Origin of the sequence: Kitasatospora sp. NPDC127111 (assembly GCF_042677465.1) — a bacterium.
Classification (GTDB): Bacteria; Actinomycetota; Actinomycetes; order Streptomycetales; family Streptomycetaceae; genus Kitasatospora.
Genome location: NZ_JBHXTG010000054.1, coordinates 1 through 23,863 on the forward strand (window position 1 = coordinate 1; position 23,863 = coordinate 23,863).

Annotated in this window: 24 protein-coding genes and 1 other annotated feature; of the genes, 12 read left to right on the forward strand and 12 right to left on the reverse strand. The window is 75.2% G+C overall.

Annotation, left to right across the window (positions count from 1 at the left end; translation table 11 throughout):
* Positions 1-156: 156 nt before the first annotated feature.
* Positions 157-2,430: an AAA family ATPase gene (locus ACFVHB_RS27575; RefSeq protein WP_380327603.1), complete on the reverse strand. Its 2,274-nt coding sequence runs from the start codon at positions 2,428-2,430 to the stop codon at positions 157-159.
* 307 nt (positions 2,431-2,737) lie between these two features.
* Entirely contained in the window at positions 2,738-3,337 is a 600-nt protein-coding gene (locus ACFVHB_RS27580) for a uridine kinase (protein WP_380327707.1), read from the reverse strand.
* 285 nt (positions 3,338-3,622) lie between these two features.
* Here ACFVHB_RS27580 and ACFVHB_RS27585 point away from each other — a divergent pair, with 285 nt between their 5' ends.
* The gene (locus tag ACFVHB_RS27585; protein ID WP_380327605.1) at positions 3,623-4,786 is read left to right on the forward strand and encodes an acyl-CoA dehydrogenase family protein; all 1,164 of its coding nucleotides are present in this window, start codon (positions 3,623-3,625) and stop codon (positions 4,784-4,786) included.
* 142 nt (positions 4,787-4,928) lie between these two features.
* On the opposite strand, the gene ACFVHB_RS27590 is transcribed toward ACFVHB_RS27585, so the two are convergent.
* Positions 4,929-5,384 (reverse strand): hypothetical protein, encoded by a 456-nt coding sequence (locus ACFVHB_RS27590; protein ID WP_380327607.1) that lies wholly within the window; start codon positions 5,382-5,384, stop codon positions 4,929-4,931.
* A 229-nt stretch (positions 5,385-5,613) separates the two neighbouring features.
* On the opposite strand from ACFVHB_RS27590, the gene ACFVHB_RS27595 reads away from it, so the two are divergent.
* From ACFVHB_RS27595 to fxsA, 5 genes are all read left to right on the forward strand, one after another.
* Positions 5,614-6,054 (forward strand): Lrp/AsnC family transcriptional regulator, encoded by a 441-nt coding sequence (locus tag ACFVHB_RS27595; RefSeq protein ID WP_045694655.1) that lies wholly within the window; start codon positions 5,614-5,616, stop codon positions 6,052-6,054.
* Between the two features lie 64 nt (positions 6,055-6,118).
* Positions 6,119-7,732 (forward strand): amidohydrolase, encoded by a 1,614-nt coding sequence (locus ACFVHB_RS27600; RefSeq protein WP_380327609.1) that lies wholly within the window; start codon positions 6,119-6,121, stop codon positions 7,730-7,732.
* Positions 7,733-7,776: 44 nt separating this feature from the next.
* Positions 7,777-8,229: a GNAT family N-acetyltransferase gene (locus ACFVHB_RS27605; RefSeq protein WP_380327611.1), complete on the forward strand. Its 453-nt coding sequence runs from the start codon at positions 7,777-7,779 to the stop codon at positions 8,227-8,229.
* Positions 8,230-8,354: 125 nt separating this feature from the next.
* Positions 8,355-9,962, forward strand: a complete 1,608-nt coding sequence (gene lnt, locus ACFVHB_RS27610; protein ID WP_380327613.1) for an apolipoprotein N-acyltransferase — start codon at positions 8,355-8,357, stop codon at positions 9,960-9,962.
* A 210-nt stretch (positions 9,963-10,172) separates the two neighbouring features.
* Positions 10,173-10,742: an FxsA family membrane protein gene (gene fxsA, locus ACFVHB_RS27615; protein WP_380327615.1), complete on the forward strand. Its 570-nt coding sequence runs from the start codon at positions 10,173-10,175 to the stop codon at positions 10,740-10,742.
* A 167-nt stretch (positions 10,743-10,909) separates the two neighbouring features.
* Here the strand turns inward: fxsA and ACFVHB_RS27620 are convergent, their stop codons facing one another.
* From ACFVHB_RS27620 to ACFVHB_RS27630, 3 genes are all read right to left on the reverse strand, one after another.
* Complete coding sequence (locus ACFVHB_RS27620; RefSeq protein WP_030396357.1) at positions 10,910-11,284, reverse strand: RNA polymerase-binding protein RbpA; 375 nt, start codon at positions 11,282-11,284, stop codon at positions 10,910-10,912.
* Between the two features lie 343 nt (positions 11,285-11,627).
* Complete coding sequence (locus tag ACFVHB_RS27625) at positions 11,628-13,268, reverse strand: hypothetical protein (protein ID WP_380327617.1); 1,641 nt, start codon at positions 13,266-13,268, stop codon at positions 11,628-11,630.
* Between the two features lie 126 nt (positions 13,269-13,394).
* Positions 13,395-13,589 carry a hypothetical protein gene (locus ACFVHB_RS27630; RefSeq protein WP_359963678.1) on the reverse strand — a complete coding sequence of 65 codons (195 nt, stop codon included), beginning with the start codon at positions 13,587-13,589 and terminating at the stop codon, positions 13,395-13,397.
* A gap of 429 nt (positions 13,590-14,018) precedes the next feature.
* Between ACFVHB_RS27630 and ACFVHB_RS27635 the strand changes: the two genes are divergently transcribed.
* From ACFVHB_RS27635 to ACFVHB_RS27655, 5 genes are all read left to right on the forward strand, one after another.
* Positions 14,019-14,435, forward strand: coding sequence for an ankyrin repeat domain-containing protein (locus ACFVHB_RS27635; RefSeq protein WP_380327619.1), 417 nt, complete (start codon positions 14,019-14,021; stop codon positions 14,433-14,435).
* 24 nt (positions 14,436-14,459) lie between these two features.
* A complete protein-coding gene (locus ACFVHB_RS27640; RefSeq protein WP_380327621.1) occupies positions 14,460-15,017 on the forward strand; it encodes a GNAT family N-acetyltransferase in 558 nt (185 codons plus the stop codon).
* Between the two features lie 67 nt (positions 15,018-15,084).
* Positions 15,085-16,167: a serine hydrolase domain-containing protein gene (locus ACFVHB_RS27645; protein WP_380327623.1), complete on the forward strand. Its 1,083-nt coding sequence runs from the start codon at positions 15,085-15,087 to the stop codon at positions 16,165-16,167.
* A 190-nt stretch (positions 16,168-16,357) separates the two neighbouring features.
* A complete protein-coding gene (locus tag ACFVHB_RS27650; RefSeq protein WP_380327625.1) occupies positions 16,358-16,546 on the forward strand; it encodes a hypothetical protein in 189 nt (62 codons plus the stop codon).
* Positions 16,501-16,617 (forward strand) — a sequence feature (AL1L pseudoknot). It overlaps the preceding gene by 46 nt.
* Positions 16,618-16,662: 45 nt before the next feature.
* Positions 16,663-16,893, forward strand: a complete 231-nt coding sequence (locus ACFVHB_RS27655) for an IS3 family transposase (RefSeq protein WP_380327627.1) — start codon at positions 16,663-16,665, stop codon at positions 16,891-16,893.
* Positions 16,894-16,954: 61 nt separating this feature from the next.
* On the opposite strand, the gene ACFVHB_RS27660 is transcribed toward ACFVHB_RS27655, so the two are convergent.
* The 5 genes from ACFVHB_RS27660 to ACFVHB_RS27680 form a co-directional block, all read right to left on the reverse strand.
* Positions 16,955-17,968 (reverse strand): hypothetical protein, encoded by a 1,014-nt coding sequence (locus ACFVHB_RS27660; RefSeq protein ID WP_380327629.1) that lies wholly within the window; start codon positions 17,966-17,968, stop codon positions 16,955-16,957.
* 14 nt (positions 17,969-17,982) lie between these two features.
* Entirely contained in the window at positions 17,983-18,849 is an 867-nt protein-coding gene (locus ACFVHB_RS27665) for a papain-like cysteine protease family protein (protein ID WP_380327631.1), read from the reverse strand.
* A gap of 371 nt (positions 18,850-19,220) precedes the next feature.
* Complete coding sequence (locus tag ACFVHB_RS27670) at positions 19,221-19,892, reverse strand: vitamin K epoxide reductase family protein (RefSeq protein WP_380327633.1); 672 nt, start codon at positions 19,890-19,892, stop codon at positions 19,221-19,223.
* Between the two features lie 64 nt (positions 19,893-19,956).
* Positions 19,957-20,799 (reverse strand): thioredoxin domain-containing protein, encoded by an 843-nt coding sequence (locus ACFVHB_RS27675; protein WP_380327635.1) that lies wholly within the window; start codon positions 20,797-20,799, stop codon positions 19,957-19,959.
* A 189-nt stretch (positions 20,800-20,988) separates the two neighbouring features.
* Positions 20,989-21,666: a hypothetical protein gene (locus tag ACFVHB_RS27680; RefSeq protein ID WP_380327637.1), complete on the reverse strand. Its 678-nt coding sequence runs from the start codon at positions 21,664-21,666 to the stop codon at positions 20,989-20,991.
* A 378-nt stretch (positions 21,667-22,044) separates the two neighbouring features.
* Here ACFVHB_RS27680 and ACFVHB_RS27685 point away from each other — a divergent pair, with 378 nt between their 5' ends.
* Complete coding sequence (locus tag ACFVHB_RS27685; protein WP_380327639.1) at positions 22,045-22,890, forward strand: CHAD domain-containing protein; 846 nt, start codon at positions 22,045-22,047, stop codon at positions 22,888-22,890.
* Positions 22,891-23,007: 117 nt separating this feature from the next.
* On the opposite strand, the gene ACFVHB_RS27690 is transcribed toward ACFVHB_RS27685, so the two are convergent.
* Positions 23,008-23,799 carry a uracil-DNA glycosylase gene (locus ACFVHB_RS27690; protein ID WP_380327640.1) on the reverse strand — a complete coding sequence of 264 codons (792 nt, stop codon included), beginning with the start codon at positions 23,797-23,799 and terminating at the stop codon, positions 23,008-23,010.
* Positions 23,800-23,863 lie beyond the last annotated feature (64 nt).

The following is a 23,863-nucleotide window of genomic DNA, read 5'->3' on the forward strand; positions in this document are numbered from 1 at the left end:
GGCCGGCGGACGGACGGCAGCCGCTGCGGGCCGGCGCTCCCCGCCACCGCTGCGAGCCACCGCTCCGGGGCGCCTCGGGTCCGGGCCGGCCGCTCCGGGGCGCCTCGGGTCCGGGCCGGCCGGTCCGGGGCGGCTCCGGGACGGGTGGCCGGCCGGTCAGCCCCGGCCGTCGATGAGTTCCCCGTACGCCTGGACGAGGTCCGGCAGCCGCAGCGTGGCCAGGTCCTCGCGGCCCGGCGGCTCGCGCAGCAGCGAGAGCCGCAGGTCCCGGTAGGCGCAGGACTTCTCGTACAGGGTGCGGATGAACCGGCCGTTGCCGAGCTCGTCGATCCAGCCCTCGCGGACCACGTGGGTGCAGATGCTGGCGAGCTCCTCGGCGGCGTCCTCGTCCCAGTCGTCGCCGTCCCGGCCGGCCAGCGCCGCGCCGATCGCGGTCAGCTCGCCGGGGCGGTAGCTGGGGAAGTCGACCCGGGTGGTGAAGCGGGAGTTGAGGCCGGGGTTGGTGGCGAGCAGCCGGCTCATGCCCTCCGGGTAGCCGGCCAGGATCACCACCAGCCGGTCGCGGTTGTCCTCGGCCCGCTTCAGCAGCACCTGCAGCGCCTCGTCGCCGTACGCGTCGCCCTTGCTGTAGCCGGAGTTGGAGAGGCTGTACGCCTCGTCGATGAAGAGCACGCCGTCCAGCGCGGAGTCGATCAGGTCGTTCGCCTTGACCGCCGTCTGGCCGAGGAACTCGCCCACCAGGTCGGCGCGTTGGGCCTCGACCAGGTGGTCGCCGGAGAGCAGGCCGAGGGCGTGGAAGACCCGGCCGAGGATGCGGGCCACAGTGGTCTTGCCGGTGCCGGAGGGGCCGGAGAAGACGAAGTGGCGCTTGGGCGGCTGGACCGGCAGGCCCTGCGCCGCCCGCAGCCGGGACATCCGCAGCTGCGCGGAGAGCGCCCGGACCTGCCGCTTGACCGGCTCCAGTCCGACCATCCGGGCGAGTTCGGCCAGCGCCTCGTCCAACTCCTGTGCGCCGTCCTCGTGTTCGGCGGGCGCGAAGGCGTTCGCCACCCGGGGCAGGGCCAGGCCGCGGGCCGGCGCCGGCCCGGCGACGGGGGCGGGCAGCGCGGGCGGGCCGGCCGGGCCGGTGCGCTCGCCCGCGGCCAGCGGCGGCCCGGGGGTGCGGCCGTCGCCCGGGCTCTCCGCGGGTTCCTCCAGGGGCGGGTCACCCGGATCGGTCCCCGTCCGGGGCGCCTTGCCCTGGGCCGTCCCGTCCCGGCGCGCCGGACCGGGGAGGGCCTCCGCCGGGTCGTCACCGGCGGAATCGGCGGAGTCGGCGGGATCGGCGAGGTCGGCGAGGTCACCGGGGTCGGCGGGGTCCGGCGGCCCGGCGCCGTCGGCGGGGAGGGCGTCGGCCAGGAACGCGTCGTCCGGGAACGCGTCGTCCGGGAACGCGTCGTCCGGGAACGCCTCGGCATCGAGGGCTCCGATGGCGGTGGCCCCCGACGCCGAGGCCTCCGCGCCCACGGCGTCCGCCTCCTCGGCGCCGAAGCCCCCGGCACCGAAGCCTTCCTCGCCGAGGCTTTCGTCGCCGAGGCCTTCCTCGCCGGCCGCCGCCCCCGCCGGGCGGCCCCCGGCGGCCAGGGTGTCCAGCAGCCCGTCGACCAGGCCGTCCTCGGCCGAGATCGCCGCGAGCCGCGCCGCGGTGTCCATGAACGCCGGATCGGCCCGGTGCACCGCGCGGTAGAGCGGTAACGCGGCGGCGCTGCGCCCGGCCCCCTCGTACGCCCGGGCCAGCCAGTACCGGAGCTCCTTGCGCTGCGGCTGCTCGGAGCGGCAGCGGGCCAGCGAGGCGGCCAGCGGCGCCTGGGCCTGCGCGCACATGTCCAGCCGCACCCGGGCCATGCCGGCGAACAGTCCGGCCTCGATGCCGAGCAGGGGGTCGTCCAGCAGCCGGTCGGTGTCCCGGATCAGCTGCTCCCAGTCCTTCAGCAGGTAGGAGCGGCAGGCGTGCAGGAAGCGCGCCGACGGGTCGTCGGCCGGGTCCGGGCACTGCTCCAACGCCTGGTCGAGCTCGGCGAGATGGCGGCCGTCCAGCCAGTGCGAGGCGTGGGCCAGGGCGAGGTCGCGGGTGTCCTCCAGCACCGGCTGGACCCACCAGCCCAGCCAGTACCAGGAACTGAGCGGCCTGCGGTGGCGTCTGCGCTGTTCGCCGAAACGTTTCTGATGGCGGTACATCGCGAGCAGCGCGCCCGAGGTGTCGCTGCGCAGGGCGTGCAGGCCGAGCCAGGCGTCGGCCATGCCGGGGTCCAGCCGGACGGCCGCGCGGAACTCCTCCTCCGCGCGGGCGTACGCCCCCGCCGTGTAGGCGTCCATGGCGCGCAGCCAGGCGCGGTCGGCGAGCCGGTTGGGGGCCGGTCCGCCCGCGTTGTTGCTGTCGGAACTGTCCACCGTCGTCACTACACGCCCCCCGCGGTGTGCCACGGGGCTCGGCCGGCGGATCGGTCTGCGGAGTAGCCGGCCGGTGGTCGGAAGCCCCCGGGGCGCCTGTGCGCCTCCAGAAATCGTACCGGCGTGGCGCTGATCCGGAAGGGTGCCGCGCGGAGTCGGCCGCGATCGGCGGCGGAGGGGCCGCCCGCCCGGGAAGAGGACGACACCCCCGGCTCACGGGGGAACAAGCCGGGGGTGCCGTGTCCTTGGTTGCGCGATCAGTGGGTTCGGCAACTGGTCCGAACCTAATTCGTGACAACGTCGCAGGTCAAGCGCTTGTTGAAGGTTCACCGACCGTGTTCGGCGAGATCCGGCCGGTCACCCCGTCCACCGTCGTCCCGGCGTACGGGCGGCTCGGGTCGGCGGCGAAATGCGCGGATTCGGCCCGCGCCCAGCCCTCCCAGAACTCCGCCAGCGCGGGCCCGTCCCGCTCCTCGCCGCGCCGCCGCGCGTCCTCGGCCGCGAGCTCCATCCAGACCAGCCGGGCGAGCCACGGCCGCACCGCGCGCCGCCCGGCGCCGACCCCCTCCACCAGGACCACCGGCGCGAGCGGCACCGCGGCCGTCGAGGCGAACCGGCGCAGCGTCCAGTCGTACACCCGGTACTCGGCGTCCCGGCCGGCCGCCAGCGGTTCCAGCACCTGGTCGCGCAGCCGCTCGGTCCAGCCGAAGGGCTCGGCGTGGGTGGCGAGGTCGTCCAGGTGGACCACCGGCGCGCCGCCGAGCACGGCGGCCAGCCGGCCCGCGAAGGTGGTCTTGCCCGACCCGGCGTGCCCGTCCACCGCGACCAGCCGCACCGGTCCGCAGGACGGCGCCAGCGCGCTCAGCTCCGCGGCGAACGCGGTCAGGTCCGCGGCGGGTGCGGTCAGGTCCGCGGCGGGCGCCGGAACGGGAACGCCCGTTCCCGCGCCGGACGAGGATTCGGAGGTTTCGGAAGGAGCCACAACGGCCACCCTACGGTGGCCCGCACGCCGATACGGACAGTGATTCTTCGCAGGTCGTGACGGCGGCGCCGGGATCGGGCATACTCGCATCGCCACGTACGTGAACGGCCGTTCACCGCAACCCGGTGCCGGTCGGGCCGACCTGCCACACCCCGCGTCGGGCCCGACACACCAGGGTCCGCCGCCCGAACGAGGAGGCGACGAGCCGCCATGACCCCCTCCCCTGCGAAAGCCGTGGACCGCCAGCTGCCGACCGAGGAGGCCCGCGAGCTGCTGAGCCTCACCCGGGAGCTGGTCCAGCGCGAGCTCCAGCCGCGCGCGGCGGAGGACGAGGCCGTCGGCCGCTTCCCCCGCGAGGTCTTCCGCACCCTCGGCGAGGCGGGCCTGCTCTCCCTCCCGTACGAGGAGAAGTACGGCGGCGGCGACCAGCCCTACGAGGTGTACCTGCAGGTCCTGGAGGAGCTGGCGGCTGGCTGGCTGGCGGTCGGCCTCGGCGTCAGCGTGCACACCCTCTCCTGCCACGCGCTCGCCACCTTCGGCACCGACGAGCAGCGGGCCGAGTGGCTGCCCGGCATGCTCTCCGGCGAGCAGCTCGGTGCCTACTGCCTGTCCGAGCCGCAGTCCGGCTCCGACGCCGCCGCCCTGCGCACCCGCGCCGACCTCGACGGCGAGGACTACGTGGTGAGCGGCACCAAGGCGTGGATCACCCACGGCGGGCAGGCGGACTTCTACAGCGCCCTGGTGCGCACCGGCGAGCCGGGCCCGCGCGGCATCAGCTGCCTGCTGGTGCCCGGGACGGTGCCGGGCCTCTCGGCCGCCCCGCCGGAGCAGAAGATGGGCATGAAGTCCTCGCCGACCGCCCAGCTGCACTTCGACGGCGCGCGGGTCTCCCGCGAGCGGCTGATCGGCGCCGAGGGCCAGGGCTTCCAGATCGCCCTCGCCGCCCTGGACTCCGGCCGCCTCGGCATCGCCGCCTGCGCGATCGGCGTCGCCCAGGCCGCGCTCGACCTCGCGGTCGACTACGCCCGCACCCGCCGCCAGTTCGGCCGGCCGATCGCCGACTTCCAGGGCCTGTCCTTCATGCTCGCCGACATGGCCACCCAGATCGAGGCCGGGCGCGCGCTCTACCTGTCCGCCGCGCGCCTGCGCGACGCGGGCCGGCCGTTCTCCAAGGAGGCGGCGATGGCCAAGCTGTTCTGCACCGACACCGTGATGCGGGTGACCACCGACGCCGTCCAGGTGCTCGGCGGCTACGGCTACACCCAGGACTTCCCGGCCGAGCGCTACATGCGCGAGGCCAAGGTGCTGCAGATCGTCGAGGGCACCAACCAGATCCAGCGACTGGTGATCGGCCGCCACCTCACCAAGGGCTGAGCCGAGGGCCTGAACCGAGGGCCGGGCCGACGGGCCGGGCCGACGGGCCCGGCCCCCACAACGGCCGACGGGCGTCACTCCAGGGTGCGGAGTGACGCCCGTCGGTGTCCCGGCCGGGCGCCCGCCCGGCCGGATCGCGTCGTCAGTGCCGGACGAGCCGGCCGCGCTGCTGCGGGATGACCGGAGTGCCGGCCGCCACCCGCACCGGGCGGTGCGCCACGGCGTGCGAGAACGGCTGCCGCCGCCAGTCGAGTTCGGCCGGCAGCGCGAGCAGCGCGGCCAGGCCGTCCGCCGCGGTCTCCTCGGACGGCTCCACCTCGGCCAGGTCGTCCGCCGGCGCGCCCGAGCCCGGGCAGAGCGCGGGGGAGAAGGGGTGCCAGGCGGTGGGCAGCACGGCGTGCTGCGGCAGCCGCTCCTCGTCGCCGACCAGGGCGATCGGGCGGCGGCACTCGGGGCAGTGCACCCGGATGATCTCCCAGGTGTCGGCCTCGCCCGGGTCGACCCCCGGCGCGGGGCCGTTCGGGACCGCGAGGTCGTCGCGGCCGGTCATATCGTGGGTGTCGTCGGCGCTCAGCGACTGCTGGTCAGTTGCACGCATGGTGATCCCCCTCGGATCGGGCCCGGCGTGGTCGCCCGGGGCCACAACCAGCACTTCCCTGTGACGCGGGGTCATAACCCTGCAGGCCGGTGCACTGTGATGCACGCGGTGTGTCCTTCGCCACATTCGCCCGGCACATGCCCGCCCGGCACCCCGGGGCACCACCCGTGCCACCGCGCGCTCCACCCGTGGCACCGGCCACGCCCCCGACGGGGTAGGTTTGCGCCTTGTGGAGGATCTCGACCAACGCATCGTCCAGCTGCTCCTCGAGGACGGCCGGATGAGCTACACGGACCTGGGCAAGGCCACCGGCCTGTCCACCTCGGCGGTGCACCAGCGGGTGCGGCGCCTGGAGCAGCGCGGGGTGATCCGCGGTTACACCGCGATCATCGACCCGGACGCCGTCGACCTGGCGCTGACCGCGTTCATCTCGGTCAAGCCCTTCGATCCCAGCGCCCCGGACGACACCCCCGAGCGGCTCGCCGGGCTGCCCGAGATCGAGGCCTGCCACAGCGTCGCCGGGGACGAGAACTACATCCTGAAGGTCCGCGTCGGCGCCCCCGGCGACCTCGAGGACCTGCTGGCCCGGATCCGCAGCGCGGCCGGCGTCTCCACCCGCACCACCGTCGTCCTCTCCACCCCCTACGAGGCACGGCCCCCGAAGCTCTGAGCAGGTGTCCGACGGTGTGCCCCCGAAGCTCCGAGCACGTCCGACGGGGTGCAGACTTAGGCCCATGACCGAACGCACCCTCCGGACCGTCCTGCTGCGCGGCGGTGCCGTCTACAGCCCCGCCGACCCCTTCGCCACCGCGATGCTCGTCGAGGGCGAGCACGTCGCCTGGGTCGGCAGCGACGGCGCCGCCGAGGCGTACGCGGGCACGGCGGACGAGATCGTCGAGCTGGACGGCGCGCTGGTCACCCCCGCCTTCGTCGACGCGCACGTGCACGCCACCTCCACCGGGCTGGCGCTCACCGGCCTCGACCTGACCGGCAGCCCCTCGCTCGCCGCCGCGCTGGACGCCGTCGCCGCCTTCGTCGCGGCCCAGGACGAGCCGGGCGGCGTGCTCATCGGCCACGGCTGGGACGAGACCGGCTGGCCCGAGGGCCGCCCGCCGACCCTCGCCGAGCTGGACGCGGCCGCCGGCGGCGCCGCCGTCTACCTGTCCCGCACCGACGTGCACTCCGCGCTCGCCACCACCGCCCTGCGCGCGCTCACCGCCGGCCTCGCCGACCAGCCCGGCCACTCGGCCGACGGCCCGCTCACCCGCGACGCCCACCACGCCGTCCGGCGGACCGCGCTGGCCCACCTCACCCCGGAGCAGCGCCGCCGCGCCCAGCGCGCCACCCTCACCAGGGCCGCCGAACTCGGCATCGGCTCGCTGCACGAGTGCGCCGGCCCGGAGATCTCCTCCGAGGCCGACCTGGCCGCCCTGCTGGCCCTCGCCGCCGACCACGACGGCCCCGAAGTCTTCGGCTACTGGGGCGAGTTGGGCGGGATCGAGACGGCGGCCAGGCTCGGCGCGGTCGGCGCCGGCGGCGACCTCTTCGTCGACGGCGCGCTCGGCTCGCACACCGCCTGTCTGCACGCCCCCTACGCCGACGCCGGCCACACCGGCACCTCCTACCTGAGCGCCGAGCAGGTCGCCGACCACGTCGCCGCCTGCACCGAGGCCGGGCTGCAGGCGGGCTTCCACGCCATCGGCGACGCCGCGATCACCGCCGTCCTGGACGGCGTCCGGGCGGCCGGTGAGCGGGTCGGCGCCGGCCGGGTCAGGGCGCTGCGCCACCGGGTCGAGCACGCCGAGGCGCTGGACGACAAGTCCATCGCGGCCTTCGCCGAGCTGGGTCTGACCGCCTCCGTCCAGCCGGCCTTCGACGCGGCCTGGGGCGGCCCGGACGGCATGTACGTCCAGCGCCTGGGCGCCGAGCGCGCCGCCGCGCTGAACCCCTTCGCCGCGCTGCTGCGGGCCGGTGTCCCGCTGGCCTTCGGCTCGGACGCCCCGGTCACCCCGCTCGACCCGTGGGGCACCGTCCGGGCGGCCGCCTTCCACCGGACCCCGGAGCACCGGATCTCCGTGCGCGCCGCGTTCACCGCTCACACCCGGGGTGGCTGGCGCGCGCTCGGCCGCGACCAGGACGGCGTCCTCGTCCCCGGCGCGGTCGCCAGCTACGCGATCTGGGCCGCCGACGAGCTGGTCGTCCAGGCCCCCGACTCCCGGGTGGCCGGCTGGTCCACCGACCCGCGCTCCGGCACCCCCGGCCTGCCCGACCTCACCCCCGGCCGCCCGCTCCCGACCTGCCTGCGCACCGTGGTCCGCGGCCGGACGGTCCACCTCGCCGCGGAGTGAGAACCCGGTGAGCCGGCGGGCCCGCCGGCTCTAGGTCGAGCCACATGAGCACCGAACTGGTACCCGCCGACTTCACCGTCCCCCGCACGCTCACCGCCGAGGGGTTCCGTCTGGAGCCCCTCGGCGAGCAGCACAACGCGTCCGACCTCGCGGCCTGGACGTCGAGCATCGACCACATCCGCGCGACGGCCGGCTTCACCGGCGGCTGGCCGCCGGCCGGGGGCATGACCCCCGAGCAGAACCTCGCCGACCTGCGCCGGCACGCCGACGACTTCGGGCACCGCCGCGGCTTCGCCTACACCGTCCTGGAGACCTCGGGCGAGGCCGTGGTCGGCTGCGTCTACATCTGCCCCGACCGCGACGACCCGTCCGTCATCGCCGTCAGCTCCTGGGTCCGCGCCGACCGGGCCGAGCTGGACGCCGTGCTGTACCGGACGGTCTCCGGCTGGCTCGCCGAGGCCTGGCCGTTCGGCGAGGTCCGCTACCACCCGCGGTGATCCGGCCCGGAGCACCCTCACCTCACGGGCGGGTGTCTTTCCGGGGTACCTTCTTCGGACAGCGTCCGAACAGCCGCCCGTACCCCCGCGAGGCGGCGCCGAGTAGAGATGGTGCGCCGGTGGCCATGCCCGTCACCCAGGAGCGGTCCGGGACCGCGCCCGAGAGCCCCGACGAGGCGCCCGCGCGCGGGCGCTGGGCGCGGGCCCGCGCCAAGGTCCGCGCCGGTCTGCCCCGCACCGGGCTGGCCGTGCTGTCCGGGCTGCTGCTCGCGCTCGCCTTCCCGCCGTTCGACCTCTGGCCGCTGTCGCTGGTCGGTGTCGCCGCGCTCTCGCTGCTCACCCGGGGCCGCACCCTCCGGCAGGCCGCCTGGACCGGCTTCGCCTTCGGCCTGCCGTTCTTCCTGCTGCTGCTGAGCTGGCTGCGGGTGGTCGGCTGGGACGCGACCATCGGGCTCTCGATCATCGAGGCGCTGTTCCTGGCCGTCCTCGGCTCGGGCCTCGCCCTGACCTCCCGGCTGCCCGGCTGGCCGCTCTGGGCGGCCTGCCTCTGGGTGACCGAGGAGTGGGCCCGTGACCGGCTGCCGCTGGGCGGCTTCCCGTGGGGCCGGCTGGCCTTCGCCAACACCGCCACCCCGTTCACGCCGCTGGCCGCGATCGGCGGCGCCCCGCTGGTGACCTTCGCGGTCGCGCTGGCCGGCGCGCTGCTCGGCTGGGCGGCGCTGCGGCTGCGCGGGCCCCGCCGGGCGCCGAAGGCCGCCGCGCTGGCCGCGCTCGGCGCGGTCGCCGCGCTGCTGGCGGGCTACCTGGTGCCGGTGCCCACGGCGGCGGCCGACACCGTCAAGGTCGCGGTGATCCAGGGCAACGTGCCCAACCCCGGGATGGACTTCCTCGGCCGCCCGATGATGGTCCTCAACAACCACGCCGCCGCCACCGAGAAGCTCGCCGCCGACATCAAGGCCGGCAGGGCCGAGAAGCCGGACCTCGTGATCTGGCCGGAGAACTCCTCCGACCTCGACCCGTTCAGCGACCCGCTCGCCTTCCGGCGCATCGACGACGCCGTGAAGGCGATCGGCGTGCCCACCCTGGTCGGCACCCTGGTGGACGGCCCGGACGAGCAGCACGTGCAGAACGAGGGCATCGTCTGGGACCCGAAGACCGGCCCCGGCGTCTCGTACACCAAGCAGCACCCGGTGCCGTTCGGCGAGTACGTGCCGTTCCGCGCGCAGCTGATGAAGGTGATCACGCGGCTGCAGCGGGTCGCCCGCGACTTCTACCCCGGCGACCACAACGGCGTCATGCAGCTCGGCCCGGCCCGGATCGGCGACGTCATCTGCTTCGAGGTCGCCTACGACGAGATCGTCCGCGACACCGTCGACCAGGGCGCCCGGGTGCTGGTCGTCCAGACCAACAACGCCACCTACGCCAAGACCGGCCAGCCCGAGCAGCAGCTCGCGATGTCCCGGCTGCGCGCCGTGGAGCACGGCCGGGCCGTGCTGATCGCCGCCACCAGCGGCATCAGCGCCGTGATCGCCCCCGACGGCACGGTGCGGCAGCGCACCGAGGAGCTGACCGCCGCCGAGCTGTCCGCCGTCGTCCCGCTGCGCGACGGCACCACGGTCGCGGACCGGCTGGGCGCCGTGCCGGAGTGGACGCTCGCCGTCGGCGGCCTGCTGGCCTGCGGCGCGGCGGTCCTGGTCGGCCGTCGGCGGCCGACCCGCCCGCTCGCGGAGTGACCCGCCGGGTGACCCGCCGGCCGGGCCGCGGGGTGGACCGCGCGGTGGACCGCCCGCTCGGCTCCGGGCCCTCCCGGTCCGGTGCTCCGGCTCGGGGCGGGCCCGGCCCCGGAACACCGGCCGGCGTCCGACCGTTGGACCAGGTGGTGCCGTAGCCGGCCCGGACCTCCCGTGCGGCGCGCAGAGCACCGCATGGAGTGGATTCGTACCGTGACCCAGCAAGCTACCCCCGACCGTCCCGCCCCGCGCGGAAAGCTCCGGCGGGTGCTGCCGCTGCTGATCACCGCGTGGTTGGTGCTGGAGATCTGGCTGCTGGTCCAGGTGGGCTCGTGGCTGGGCGGCCTGACCGTGGCGCTGCTGCTCCTGGCCGGCGTGCTGATCGGCGGCTCGCTGATCAAGCGCGCCGGGCTGAAGGCGTTCTCGGCGGCGATCGACCAGAGCCGGGACCCGAAGCCGCGGCAGCCGCAGACCGGCACCAGCCTGACCGTGCTGGCCGGCCTGCTGCTGATCGTGCCGGGCTTCCTCTCGGACGTCCTCGCGCTCACCCTGCTCCTCCCGCCCACCCGGGCGCTGTGGCGGGCGGCGGGGCGGCGCTTCGCCGAGAAGGCGCTGCGCAGCACCTCCGCCGTCGGCACCGACCCGTTCGCGGACGCGATGCGGCTGCAGGAGCAGCTGCGGATCCACCGCCCGGACGGCAAGGTGATCCAGGGCGAGGTGGTCGAGCCGGGCACCGGCCCGCAGGGCCCGGACGCCACCTACCGCCCGCCGATCAACGGCTGAGGTCAACGGCTGAGCCGATGACCGGGCCCGGCGACGACCGGGCCCGGTGACCCGACCCCGGTGGCACGGCTCGGGCCCGGCGACGTGACCCGGGCCCGGCAACGCGAAAGGGACCCTGGTGGCCAGGGTCCCTTTTCGCGTGCTCCCGCCGGGCGGCGGGGGCGGGCTCAGGCGCTCTTGCGGGTGTCCCGCGGGTGCACCGCGAGGTTCATCCCTCCGGAGCGGAGCACGGCCAGCCGCTCGGCCAGCACCTCCTCCAGCTCTTCGCGCGTCCGGCGCTCCATCAGCATGTCCCAATGGGTGCGCGTGGGCTTGGTCTTCTTCTCCTCCGGCTCGTCACCGTCGAGAAGTACGGCTTCCTGGCCGCAGAAGCGGCATTCCCACGCCGAGGGGATCTCCGCCTCGACCGAGAAAGGAACCTCGAATCGGTGTCCGTTCTGACATGCGTACTCGACGGTCTGGCGGGGAGCCAGATCGATACCACGGTCGGTCTCGTAGCTAGTGGCCCCGAGTCGCGTGCCGCGGAGAGCTCGCTCGCTCATGAATCGTGCCTCCCGGGCTTATGGCCCACAGGACTAGTGGTCGCTGTTCTTCGTCGTTCGGTCAACGCTCGGCTTCCGACGAAGATTCCCGTCCCGGGACATGCGTCGTCTGTCGTGCCGCCCCTGTTTGTACCCACCGACGCCCGATTTGTCACATCTGGTCGGTGATATCACCCCAGGTGTCACCTATTTCACATCTGGTGATCGGTCGGCCTTTCCGACACGAGCGTACCGGGACCGGTTCCGGAGCGGTGTGCCGCCCCCGTTCGTGCAGGGTGAGTCGTCGAGGTGGCGGTCCGCCCGGGAGGCGGGCGTCATCCTGACGACTCACCCGGTAGCCCGTTCAGGCGAGCGGGCGGAAGCGCAGGGGGGCGTGTTCCTTGCCCAGCTCCACGGAGCCCGGCTCCGCGGCCGACCGGGGTTCGGGGTCCAGTCCGACCGGGAGCGCCGGGGGCGGGCCGGCCGGGCGCGGCGGGACGTCGACCGGCGCGGCCGCCTCGGTGCGGGTGTCCCGGTGCGGCAGCAGGGCGATCACCGCGTCCCGCAGCTGGGCGGGCGCCTCCTCGTCCAGCGGGTCGACGGTGGCCGGCACCTGGAGGCGCACCGGCGCGCCGTTGCCGATCCGGGCGTAGCCGCGGCCGGCGGGGGCGTGTGCGGCGGGCACGATGTCCAGCGGCGCGCCGAGTGCGGCGTGCCCCTCCTCGGGGCCGGCCGGGCCGAGCACCACCCGGGCCCGGGTGGTGGCCCGGACGGTCGGGGTGATCCGGTCGCGGGCCTCCACGTCGTCGGCGATCACCACGGTGACCCGGGCGGCGCGGCCGTGCCGCAGCGGCAGCTCCAGCAGGTCCTGCGGGTCCGGCCGGCCCTCGGCGTGGGCGAGCTCGCTCAGCTCGGTCGGGTGGTCGAGCAGCAGCCAGAGCGGCCGGGTGACGTCCTCCGGCGGCGCCGCGCCGACGTGCCGGGCGGCGTTCAGCGCGGCGAGCCGCCGCTCGGTCTCCTGGGCGGCCCACTCCAGCGCGGCCAGCGCGCCGTGCAGGCTGGTCTCCACGGTGTGCACGCCGGGCCGGTTGACCAGACAGGCGTGCTCGCCGGTGCCCGCGCCGTCGATCACGACCAGGTCGCCGAACGGGAGCGCCTGGAGAGCGATCGAGCGGATCAGGCTGGAGGTGCCGTAGCCGGTCACGCCGAGCGCCAGCAGGTGCGGCTCGGCCGAGCGCGGCCCGGTGCGCCAGACCACCGGCGGCTGCTGGACCACCGCCCCGCCCTGGCTGACCGGGATGGTGCGGGCGCTGCCGTCCTCGTCGGTGAAGCCCAGGACGACCTCGCCCGGCGCGGCGACGAAGCGCTGCGCCGCGATGTCGGTGGGCAGCGGGGCGAGGGCGGCGATCCGCAGCTTGTTGGACTCCTCGTCCCAGTCGAAGCGGTACTCCCGGGCCCGGCCGGCCTTGCCCTGGACGACCTGCTCGATCCGGGCCCGGGCGACCGGCTCGGTGTCGGTGAAGTACGCCGGGTAGGCCAGCTCCAGCCGGGAGAGCCGCCCCTCGCCGTCGAACTCCCACGCCCGGAAGGCGTCCTTGTAGCTGCCCTCGTGGCGGTAGAGCGGGCTGAGCTCCTCCGGTCCGCCCAGGTAGGGGGTCAGTGCCGCGTACAGGGCGGACAGCTTGACGTCGGCGACGTCCGGTTCGGGTGCCGCCGGCGCGGCCTTGGGCGCGCGGCCGGCCCAGGCGGCGCTGGCCATCAGCGCCACCAGGGCGAAGAGCAGGCCGTGCGGCAGCAGGTAGATGCCGAGGAGCATCGCGGCGACCAGGAAGACCGTCGGCCCGCGCCGCTCCTTCGGGGTGGCCTGCCAGCGGTCCTTGGTCCAGGCGACGTGTTGGCGCAGCCCGCGCCCGATGACGGTGAGCGGCGCGAACATGTCGGAGGCGTGGTCGCCGGCCGTGCGGGCCAGTTCGCGGCCCCGGCTGAGATGGCGGTTGATCGGCATTCCTTGGCTCCCCGGGCGAGTGGGACGGTCGGGTTCAGGGGTGGGGTGTCCGGCTGGGGTCCGGCGGTACGACGGGGCCCGGGGCGGTGGGATCCGCGCCCGGGCCCGTACGGGGGAGTGGCGGCGCTAGAACTTGAGGCCGCCGAGCAGGCTGGCCAGGCTCGCGCCGCCGGCGGTGATGCTCGGGGCGATGGAGGAGCCGGCCACGTAGAAGCCGAAGAGGGCGCAGACGATCGCGTGGGAGACCTTTAGTCCGTCCCGGCGGAAGAAGAGAAAGGCGATGGTGCCGAACAGGACGATGCCGGAAATCGAGAGGATCACGTTCTGCTCCTCGGGGAGGGGGACAGGGACGGTGTCACGGAAAGTGCCACAATCGTGACAAAAAGTAATAGATGATGGAACGGTGCAAATGGGTGGTTTCCCCGGCCGATGCCGCTCCGGGTGCCGGGCGGAGGTATGCGAACCGCCCCCGATCGGGGCAGCGGGCGGCTTCCGTCCGACGCGGCGAGGCATTCCCGGCGGGCGGGCGGGAAGCTTCCGGGGGTGCCGGGAAGTTCGCTCGAACGGCTGCGCAACCCTCCCGCCCGCGTGTCGTGCGGGGGAGTGCCGCGGCCGCCGCGCGTCCGGACGTCATCCGCCATCCGGACGTCGGCTGGATCACACCCGTCCCGGCCGTTACCGTGCGACGGGCGCGACCCACCGCAGGAATCCCGGCCACCGGGACCTCAGACCGCAGCAGAAAGGCCCGCCATGACCGACGCCGCCAACCAGCAGCCCGCCGACGCCCCCGACGCCGAGGTGATCGCACTCGCCGGCAAGCTCTTCGACGCCGCCCGGGCCGGTGACACCGACACCCTCGCCGCCTACGTCGACGCCGGCGCGCCCGCCGACCTCGGCAACGACCGCGGCGACACCCTGCTGATGCTCGCCGCCTACCACGGGCACGCCGCCACCGTCGCCGCCCTGCTGGCGCGCGGCGCCGACCCGGACCGGGCCAACGACCGCGGGCAGACCCCGCTGGCCGGCGCCGTGTTCAAGGGCGCCGACGACGTGGTCACCGCGCTGCTGGAGGGCGGTGCCGACCCCGGGGCCGGCACGCTGTCCGCCGTCGACACCGCCCGCATGTTCGGCAAGGACGAGCTGGTCGCCCGGTTCGAGGCCCGCTGACCCCTGGCCGTAGGCTCTCTTGTCATGGAGAGCACCACGGCCCAGAAGGGCGACCCGGGCGGCTTCGTCCTGCGGGACGGAAAGGGCGACCGCATAGAGATCCGCGCCACCGGCTTCGGCCACCCGGACGCCCAGCACCTCGCGGCGGAGGTCCAGCAGGAGTACGTCCGCCGCTACGGCGACGCCGATCTCACCGAGATGAACCTCGACGACTTCGACCCGCCGGCCGGTCTCTTCCTGATCGCCTACCTCGACGGCGCGCCGGTCGCCTGCGGCGGCTGGCGGGCCAAGCAGGCCGGCCCGCACGGGCTGCGGGACGGCGACGCCGAGCTGAAGCGGATGTTCGTCGTCCCCGCCGCCCGCGGCCGCGGCCTCGCCCGGGCGGTGCTGCGCCGGCTGGAGCTCACCGCCGCCGAGGCCGGGCGGACCAGGTTCATCCTGGAGACCGGCACCGAGCAGCCCGAGGCCGTCGCGCTCTACTCCTCCGAGGGGTACGCGCCGATCCAGAAGTTCGGCATCTACCGCGAGCACCCGCAGAGCATCTGCCTCGGCAAGGAGTTCGGCGGCGCGCCCGCCGTCTGACCCGGCGCCCGCTGGGTAGGCTCCCGGCGGACCGGCCGACGGGCGGCCGCGGGGGCGGGAGCAGGGCATGAACGAGCCGACGCGAGCCACTCCGGCGCCCGCCCCGCCGGCCGTTCTCGCCGCTCCCGGCGGGGAGTTGGCGCGGCTGGTCGCCGCCGGGCTGCCCGCGGTCGGCTCCGGCGCCGTCTGGGCCGTCGGCGACGCCGGCGGCCGGCGGGGCGGCGGCAGCGTCGGCGTCCTCGGCCAAGGGCCCTACGGGCGGCTGGAGATGGGGCCGGACACCGTCTTCGACCTGGCCAGCGTCACCAAGGTGGTCGCCCTCTGGCCCTGCGCCGGAGCGCTCTGGCAGGCCGGCCGGCTCCCGCTCGACGTCCCGATCGGCGACTACTGGCCGGCCGCCGCCGGTCAGCCGACCGGCGTGGTGACGGCCCGTCAACTCCTCACCCACACCGCGGGGATGCCGCTGCGCACCCGGTTCGCCGAACTCTACGGGCGGGACCGGGCGGCGATCCTGGCCGGCGTGCTCGCCGCGCCGCTGCGCCGGCCGCCCGGCACCGCCGTCGAGTACACCGACCGGGCCGCCGTGCTGCTCGGCCACCTGGTCGAGTCACTGGCCGGCGCCCCGCTCGACGAGCTCGCCGCCCGCCAGGTCTGGCGGCCGCTCGGCATGACCGACACCCGGTACGGCCCGCTCGGGCCGGCCGGGACGGCGCGCACCGCGCCCACCGAGTACGAACAGGAGGCCGGCGCGGCCCTGCGCGGCGTCGTCCACGACCCCTCCGCCCGGCTGCTCGGCGGCGTCTCCGGCAACGCGGGCGTCTTCTCCACCGCCCGCGACCTCGGCCGGTTCCTCACCGCGCTGCTGGACCCGCCGGCCGGCCTGCCCTGGGGCGGCGCCTGGATCGCCGAATCGCTGCGCGAACAGACCGGCGGGCTGGCCCCCGCCCGCGGCCTCTCCTGGCTCTGCGCCGCCGGCACCGACCCCGCCGAGGGCACCTTCGTCCACTACGGCTTCACCGGGACGGGGATCTGGATCTCCCGCCGCCTCGGCCGCTGGGCGCTGCTGCTCACCAACAAGGTCCACTACGACCGGGAGTTCCAGCCGCTCACCGACCTCCGCAACGCCTACCGGCGGGCCGTCTTCGGGTGACGCGTCGGGCGGGCCGGCCCCGGGCCGACCGTGCTCACGACCGGTCAGGGAACGGCCGGGCGTCCGGCGGCGTCCTGATCACCAAGCTCTGATCACGCGGTGACGAGCCCTTCCCAGGGCCGTGCGCGGCACCGACCACACGGTTGTCCCGGGTGCCGTGGCAGGGCCCCCGAGAGATGTGGAGCAGTGGATGACCTTGGAGCACCCGACGGGTCAGGTGCCGCCGGCACCCCGGACCGGCCGTGCGGCGCAGCCGCCGGCGAGCGGCGACGTCGCCGCGCTGCGCCGGAGGATCCGGGAGCTGGAGCACGAGAACGAGATACTCCGGGAGGCCTCGGATTTCTTCACGCGGGAGCTCGACCCGCGACGACCGCGCTGATCCGGTTCATCGAGGCGTACCGGACGTCGCACGGGGTCGAGCGGATCTGCCGCACGCTGCGGATCCCCCCGTCGACGTACTACACCGCCCGCTCCCGGCCGGCCTCGGCCCGTGCCGTGCGGGACGCGGAGTTGCTGGCCGAGATCCGCCGGGCCTACGAGGAGAGCAACCGCACCTTCGGCGCGCGCCGGGTCTGGACCCAGCTGCGGGGCGAGGGCCTCGACGTGGCCAGGTGCACGGTGGAGCGGCTGATGCGGGAGTGGGGGCTGACCGGCGCCAGCGGTGCCGCCGGCTTCCGGCGCCGGAACCTCCGGTCGCAGCCGCTCGGCCCGTTCACGCGGGCGTGAGGAAGCCCGGCGTCGGTCCGTGGCTGCGGATGGACCGGCGCCGGGCGGCGTGACGCTCGGGTCAGCGGGTGGCGGAGCCGCGCCGGCGGCGGTGGTACAGCGCGGCGCCGCCGGCCGTGGCCAGGGCCGCGGCCCCGGCGAGTGCGACGGGCTGCCAGTCGGGCCCGGCCGTCGCGGCTCCGGCGATCCGTTCCCCGGCCGGTTCCCCGGTGGCCCCCTCCCCGGCGGCGGCCTGCTCCGGCCGGCCGTCCGTCAGACCGGCGAACCCGCCGGCCAGGCCCTTGCGGTCGTAGTCCGAGCCCGGCAGCTTGTCGCCGTACCGGGCGGAGACCAGCTTCTGGTAGGCGGCGAGGGTGATGCTCCGCTGCCCGCCGAGGCCGCTGTTGGCCTCCTCGTTCAGCGGCTCGACCATGCCGTCGGCGGTGATCCGGTACCAGGCGTGGATCTGCGGCTCGGTGAAGGTGCGCGCCTGCGGGGTGCCGCGTTCGGCGAGGCCGACCTCGGTGTCGCCGTCCCGGATGCCGGCCAGCTGCCAGCCTTCGGCGCCGACGTTCCGCGTGCCGTCGCCCGACGCGGGGGCGGGGTTGCCCTGGGGCGAGAGCAGCACGGCGGCCTGGTGGCCGTCGGCGGCGGTGACCCGGGAGGCCAGGTAGGTGAGCCGCAGCGCGGTCTGCGGGGTCGCCTGCGCCTTGCCGGCGACGAACTCGGCGCTGAGCTCGAACACCGGGACGGGGTCCTTGAGGTCGAACCGGGGCGGGGCGGCGACCGCCGCGGGCGGGTTCCCGGGAGCGCCGACGGCGCCACCGTCGGCCGCGGAGCTGGCCGGGGCGTTGGCCGCGGCCCCCGGGCTGTTCGGGTTGCCCGGGTTGGCCTTCGGGGCCGCGACCAGGAACCGGGAGACGGCGTCCCGGACCTGGCTGCTCTGGAGCACCTGCTGGGCGGACTGGTAGCCCGCGATGCCGTCACCGTCGGCGGCCAGGGCCGCCAGGGCCCCGTACTGGGTGGCGGCGAGCGTCGCGGTGGCGACGACGGCGGCGCGGACGAGCAGGCGGGCGGAGCGTCGGATCAGCTGCATGGTCGGTCGTCTCCTCAGCCCTGGATGCCGATGCGCGAGTGGGTCCACTGGAACGAGTTGTTGTTCACGTAGGTGTTGAAGTTCCACCAGGTGTAGGTCTGGGTGCTCGGCCACGGGTCGCCGACGGCGATCATGTTGGTGGCGCTGTCGTAGCCGTAGACGACGTTCATGTGCCCGCCGCCGGTGCGCCAGCCGATCCGGACGCCGAACGGGCGGCCGGCGGCTATCTCGGCGGAGGACTCGGTGAACGAGGCGTTGCGGAACAGGCTGCGCCCGCTGTTGGCCAGCCCGAGCCGGGCCAGGCCGTTGGCCATGTCCTCCAGGGTCGCGGGCTGGTTGTTGCAGTTCACCCAGGTGCCCTGGGCGGCGAGCCGGCAGAAGTCGTCCTGGCTGACGCCGGTGCGGCCCCAGTAGTTGGCGATGGTCAGGCCGGAGGCGTCCCAGCACCACTGGGTCTTGACCTGCTTCTGCATGGTGATCGGGAGGGTCCTGCTGGTCGCCGACGTGGTCGTGGGGTTGGGGGTGGGCGTCGTCGAGCCGCAGACCGGCAGGCTGTTGGTGTTCTCCTTGATGAAGGCGTCGGCGATGTAGAACGAGCCGGAGCGGATCCAGCGTGGGTTGTTCTCCACGGTGTCGCCGGTGGTCCGGCAGGACATCGGGACCTTCTCGCCGATCCGCGACGTACCGCTGATCCGGGCCGACACGGAGGGCCGGTCGCGGTGGTTGATGCTGCTGTAGTTCCCCTGGCCGGCGATCACGGTGCCACTGACCAGGTCGGCCTGGGCGAAGGCGCCGAGGCCGAACAGCAGGCCGCCGGAGAGCGCGGCGGCGGTCGCGGTCATCAACGCCTTCTTGCGGCGGGACATGCGACGTCGGTGCATGGTGCTCCCACGTCCCTTCCTCTGGTGGATTGAGTGGCCGGAATCCTGCCAGAGGGGTCGCCGGTCGCTGAATGCCCGTTATCCCGCTGCGAAGATGTAACCCTTTCAACCACCGGCAGGTCCGGCCTGAGTCACCGTCAACACGCTTGATGCTCAGGTGAGTTGGCGTGCGTCAGGGGCGAGGCCGGACCTGCCGTGGCAATCCGTTCGGATGCGAGGTGATGCAACCGTTATGTTTCGTGATCTGTTGTTAGACGCGCCATCCAACAGTGAAATTGCACAGCGTAGGCGCGGGGTGACGCTCCATCAATTCGATCCCGGGCGAACTGCCCCGGGTTACCCGGAGAAACCGGGATTCCGGCCGACGGGGCTCAGAGGAGGGTCGACCAGTAGTACCAGAACCGGTTGAGGATCAGCAGGGCGATCACCGCGGCCCACAGCACCGGCAGCACCCAGTGGTAGCGGGCGGCCTCCCGCACCACCACGCCCAGCCGCGGTCCGACCGGGATCACCCCGGTCCGCAGGTTGTGCAGCGTCGTGTACCAGAACAGCGGCACCACCGTCGCCCACACCACCATGCAGTACGGGCAGAGCGCGCCGATCTCGTACAGCGCCTGGTCGATCAGCCAGTGCACGAAGACGACACCCAGCAGGGTGCCCGCCTGCAGGCCCAGCCAGAACCAGCGCCGGTACGCGGCACCGGCCAGCAGCCCGGCCCCGACCGCGGCCAGCGCGCCGAACGCGGCCAGGCCGATCAGCGGGTTCGGGAAGCCGAACACCTCCGCCTGCTCGGTGCGCATCACCGAACCGCAGCTGATCACCGGATTGAGGTTGCAACTGGGGACGTACGACGGGTTCTCCAGGATGCGCAGCTTGTCGAAGGTCAGGACGGCCGAGGCGGCCAGCCCGATCAGCGCACCGAGGAACAGGAACAGGGAGAACGCCCGGCTCGCGCCGACCGGCGCGCCGCCCGGCGGGACGGCGTCGGCGCTCGCGGGACGGGAGGGGTTCGCGGAGGGGTTCACAGCGGTCGGGGCGGTCATCGCAGAGCACTCCGGTGGGTGGGAAGGGCCGGCCCGGCCGGGACTTCGGCCGGGCCGGTGGTGCTCACTGCAGGCCGGCGGCCTGCTTGACCTGCGCGGTGAACTGCTCCGGCGTCACCGCGCGGTTCCCGGAGAACAGGGTGATCGGCTTGCCGTCCAGCTTCACCGTCGGCGTGCCCGTGACGCCGCTGTCGTTGAACGCGTCCGCGACCTTCTTCGCCCACGGCGCGTAGGTGCGGTCGGTGACCGCCTTGACGAAGGCGTCCGTCTTCAGGCCCGGCACCTTGTCGGCCAGCTCCAGCAGGTGGTTGACGTCGCCGAAGCCGTCCTCGCGCTCCTCGGGCTGGTTGGCGTACAGCACGTCGTGGAACTGCTTGAACTTGTCGACGCCCTCGTTGAGCGCGGCCCCGGCGGCGGCCAGCGCCGTGCGCGAGCCCCGGCCGCCGAGGTTCTTGTCCAGGAACGCGGCCAGGTGGTACTCCACCTTCACCGTGCCGTCGTCCACCAGCTTCTTGACGGTGTCTCCGTTGGTGGCCTCGAAGCTCTTGCAGACCGGGCAGCGGAAGTCCTCGAACACCTGGAGGGTGTGGGCGGCGTCCGCCTTGCCGTAGGTGATCACCGTGTTGTCCGGGCCGCCGGCGTTGGCCGGCACGACCAGCGCGGTCGGCTCCGCGGCCGCGCCCGCGGAGGACGACTTGTCGTCACCCGCCGCGGTGATCGCCACCGTCACCCCGCCCGCCAGGGCGAGGACGGCGACGACGGAGACGGCGACCACGATCCGCTGGCGGCGCTTGGCGGCCGCCTGCTCCAGGCGCTGCGCCTCCTGGATCCGCTGGCGGGCGCTGATCCGCTCGGACTGCTTGCGGGTGGGCTGCTTGCTGCTGTTGGTGCTGTTGGTCTGGGCCATGGTGGGTCAACTCCGTTGAGCGGCGCGCGGGTGCGCGCGGGGGCGCCCGCCTCGGCGCGGTGGCGGCGCGGGGCGCCGGCGCGTGCGCGGGGACGAGGGGGCTCGGTCGGTGAACGCGGGAGTCGTGCGCGCTGCCTGCGCGGGCGGACGTCGGCCGCCGCGGAGCGGGGAGGTGACGGACGCGGGGCGTCAGCAGGCAGGCGCGAGGACCGGCGGACCACGCCGGGGCGCCGGGCTGAGCACCACGTCCTCGCGGCGCGGCCGCGGGCGGTCCGAGGCCGGCAGCGGCACCCGCAGCACCGGCCGGACCGGCGCCGGGGCCAGCAGTACGACCAGCGCCCGCAGCGGCGCCGCCAGCGACTCGTGCAGCGCGCGCAGCGCCCGGGCCAGGCCCGACAGCGCGGCGTCGCCCAGCCGCAGCCAGACCGCCGCGGCCAGGGCGACCAGCAGGTGCACCAGCAGGACCAGCAGCTGGGTCACTGCCGGCGCGACCGGCCCGGCGTGCCCCAACTGCCCCGAGAGCAACGACCCGTCCACCGAGCCGCCGCCGCACACCAGCAGGTTCATGCCGCGGGCCGGAACGTGGTCGGCCCCGAGCACCGGGCCACAGCCGGCCTGGCCCAGGTTGAACGTCGTGTTGAGCAGCAGCTCCACCGGGACCAGCACGGCGGAGATGTGCAGCAGCCGCCGCTCCCGGCCGGCCAGGGCGGCCGCGACGAGGAAGACGACCGCGGTCGCGGCGGCCACCAGGTTCAGCGGCAGCGGGCGACCGGTGATGACGACCTGGCCCAGCGCGGACAGCGGCACGGCGAGCGCGGTGAACACCGCGGCCCGCAGGGCCCTCGTCGCAGGGGTGGAAGTCGTCACGCCCCGGAGTATGCCACGACGCTTACATCCCGCACGAGGGCGCGTCGGAGGTTGGCCGGGAGTGGACGGCCCGGCCCGCCCGGGCGGTCGGCGCGAGGACACGGCCCGTTCCGTACCTCCGCACTGACGTACCCGAAGGCGTCCGGCGGGCCGAGGCGGGCCCCAACGATTCCCCGCCGGGCGGGAGCCCCCGCGGCCCGGGCCGCGGGCGTGCCCCGACCGCACCACTCCCTCCTCCGCCACGCGGTGCCCGCGCCCGACGCCGCGCGCTGATCCGACGCGGATCGTCCGGACACGCCTTAGCCTGGGAGGCGTTCCGAAGGCCCCGACGAGGGGGTGTGCGCGCGGATGGGTGCGGGCGAGGGCACGGTGGGTGCCGTGGTGCTTGAGCGGCTCGGGGCGCAGGCGGCCGTACTGGTGGAGCTGGACGGGGCCGTGCGGGCGGACGAGCCCGACGCGGTGCACCGGATGCGGGTGGCCAGCCGCCGGCTGCGCAGCGCGCTGCGGACGTACCGGAGACTGTTCGCCGCCGGGGCGACCGACGAGTTGGTGGCCGAACTGCGCTGGCTGGGTTCGGCGCTGGGGCGGGCCCGGGACCGGGAGGTGCTGGGCGAGCGGCTGGTCGCGCGGGCGCGGGAGCTGCCGGAGGACTGCGGGCCGGACCGGGTGGCGGCGGAGCTGGAGCGGTGGGGGCGGGCCGAGTACCGCCGGGTCTGGCCCGAGGTGCTGGCGGCGCTGGACAGCCCGCGCCGGCGCGCCCTGGCGGACGGGCTGGCCGCGCTGCTCGACGACCCGCCGTTGCGCCGGCGGGCGGGGCGGGCCGCCGGGTCGGAGCTGGCCCGGGTCGCGGCGCGGGAGCAGCGGCGGACGGCGGAGCGGGTGCGGCGGGCGCTGGACGGCGGGGCGGGGCGGGACGAGGCGCTGCACGACGCGCGGAAGGCGGCCAAGCGGGCCCGGTACGCGGGGGAGACGGCGGTGCCGGTGGCCGGGCGGGCGGCGGAGCGGTACGTCGAGCGGATGAAGGCCGTGCAGGACGTGCTCGGGGAGCACCAGGACGCGGTGGTCGCGGCGGCCGCCCTGCGCGGGCGGGCGGACGAGTCGGGCGAGGCGTTCGGGTACGGCGTGTTGTACGGGTGGGAGCTGGCGGCGGGGGAGGCGGCTCGGCGCGAGCTGCCGGCGGTGTGGCGGCGGGCGGCGAAGCGGAAGCTGACGCGCTTCGGCTGAGGGTCAGCCCCGCTCAGCCTTCGTCCGGTCCCGGCCCTCGTTCGGTCCCGGCCCTCGTTCGGTCCCGGCTCGGCCCTCGTTCCTTCCCCGCGCCGCAGCCCTTCGTCCGGTCCCCGCTCAGTCCTCGGTGGGCGTGAGCCCGGCCGAGCGGGCGGCGGTCCGCAGCAGGTCGCGCAGCATCGCGGTGGTCAGCCGGCCGGTGTTCGTGTTGCGCGGGCTGACGTGGTAGCAGCCGTACAGCTCCAGCGGCGGCCCGCCGTCGGTGGCCGGCAGGGTGACGTGGGCGCCGTGGCCGAATCCGGGCCGGGGCCGGGGCAGCCGCCAGCCGGCGGCCCCGATGGCGGGCAGCAGCGCCTGCCAGGCGAACCCGCCGAGCGCGACGACGGTCCGGACGGTGGGCCGCAGCAGCTCCAGCTCGCGGACGATCCAGGGACGGCAGGTGTCGCGCTCGGCGGTGGTCGGCCGGTTGTCCGGCGGCGCACAGCGGACCGGGTCGGTGATCCGGACGCCGTGCAGGTGCAGGCCGTCGCCGTGCCGGACGGATTCGGGGCGGTTGGCCAGCCCGAGCCGGTACAGGGCGGCGTAGAGGAGGTCGCCGGAGGGGTCGCCGGTGAAGATCCGCCCGGTGCGGTTGGCACCGTGGGCGGCGGGGGCGAGGCCGACCAGGACGAGCGGGGCGTCCGGCGGCCCGAAGCCCGGGACGGGGCGGCCCCAGTAGTCCCAGTCCAGGTAGGCGCGGCGCTTGGTGCGGGCGGTCTCCTCGCGCCACTCGACCAGGCGCGGGCAGGCGCGGCAGCCGGTGACCACCCGGTCGAGCGCGGCGAGCCCGTCCGCCCGGGCGGCGGCCGCGGCGGGGTGGCGCGGGTCGTCGGGATCGGCGGCCGGGCCGTGGTCGACGGGGTCGGGCATGGTCACGATCCTAGGGCCCGCCCTCGGAATCCCGCCCGGAGTCCCGTCTGGGCTCCCGCCCAAA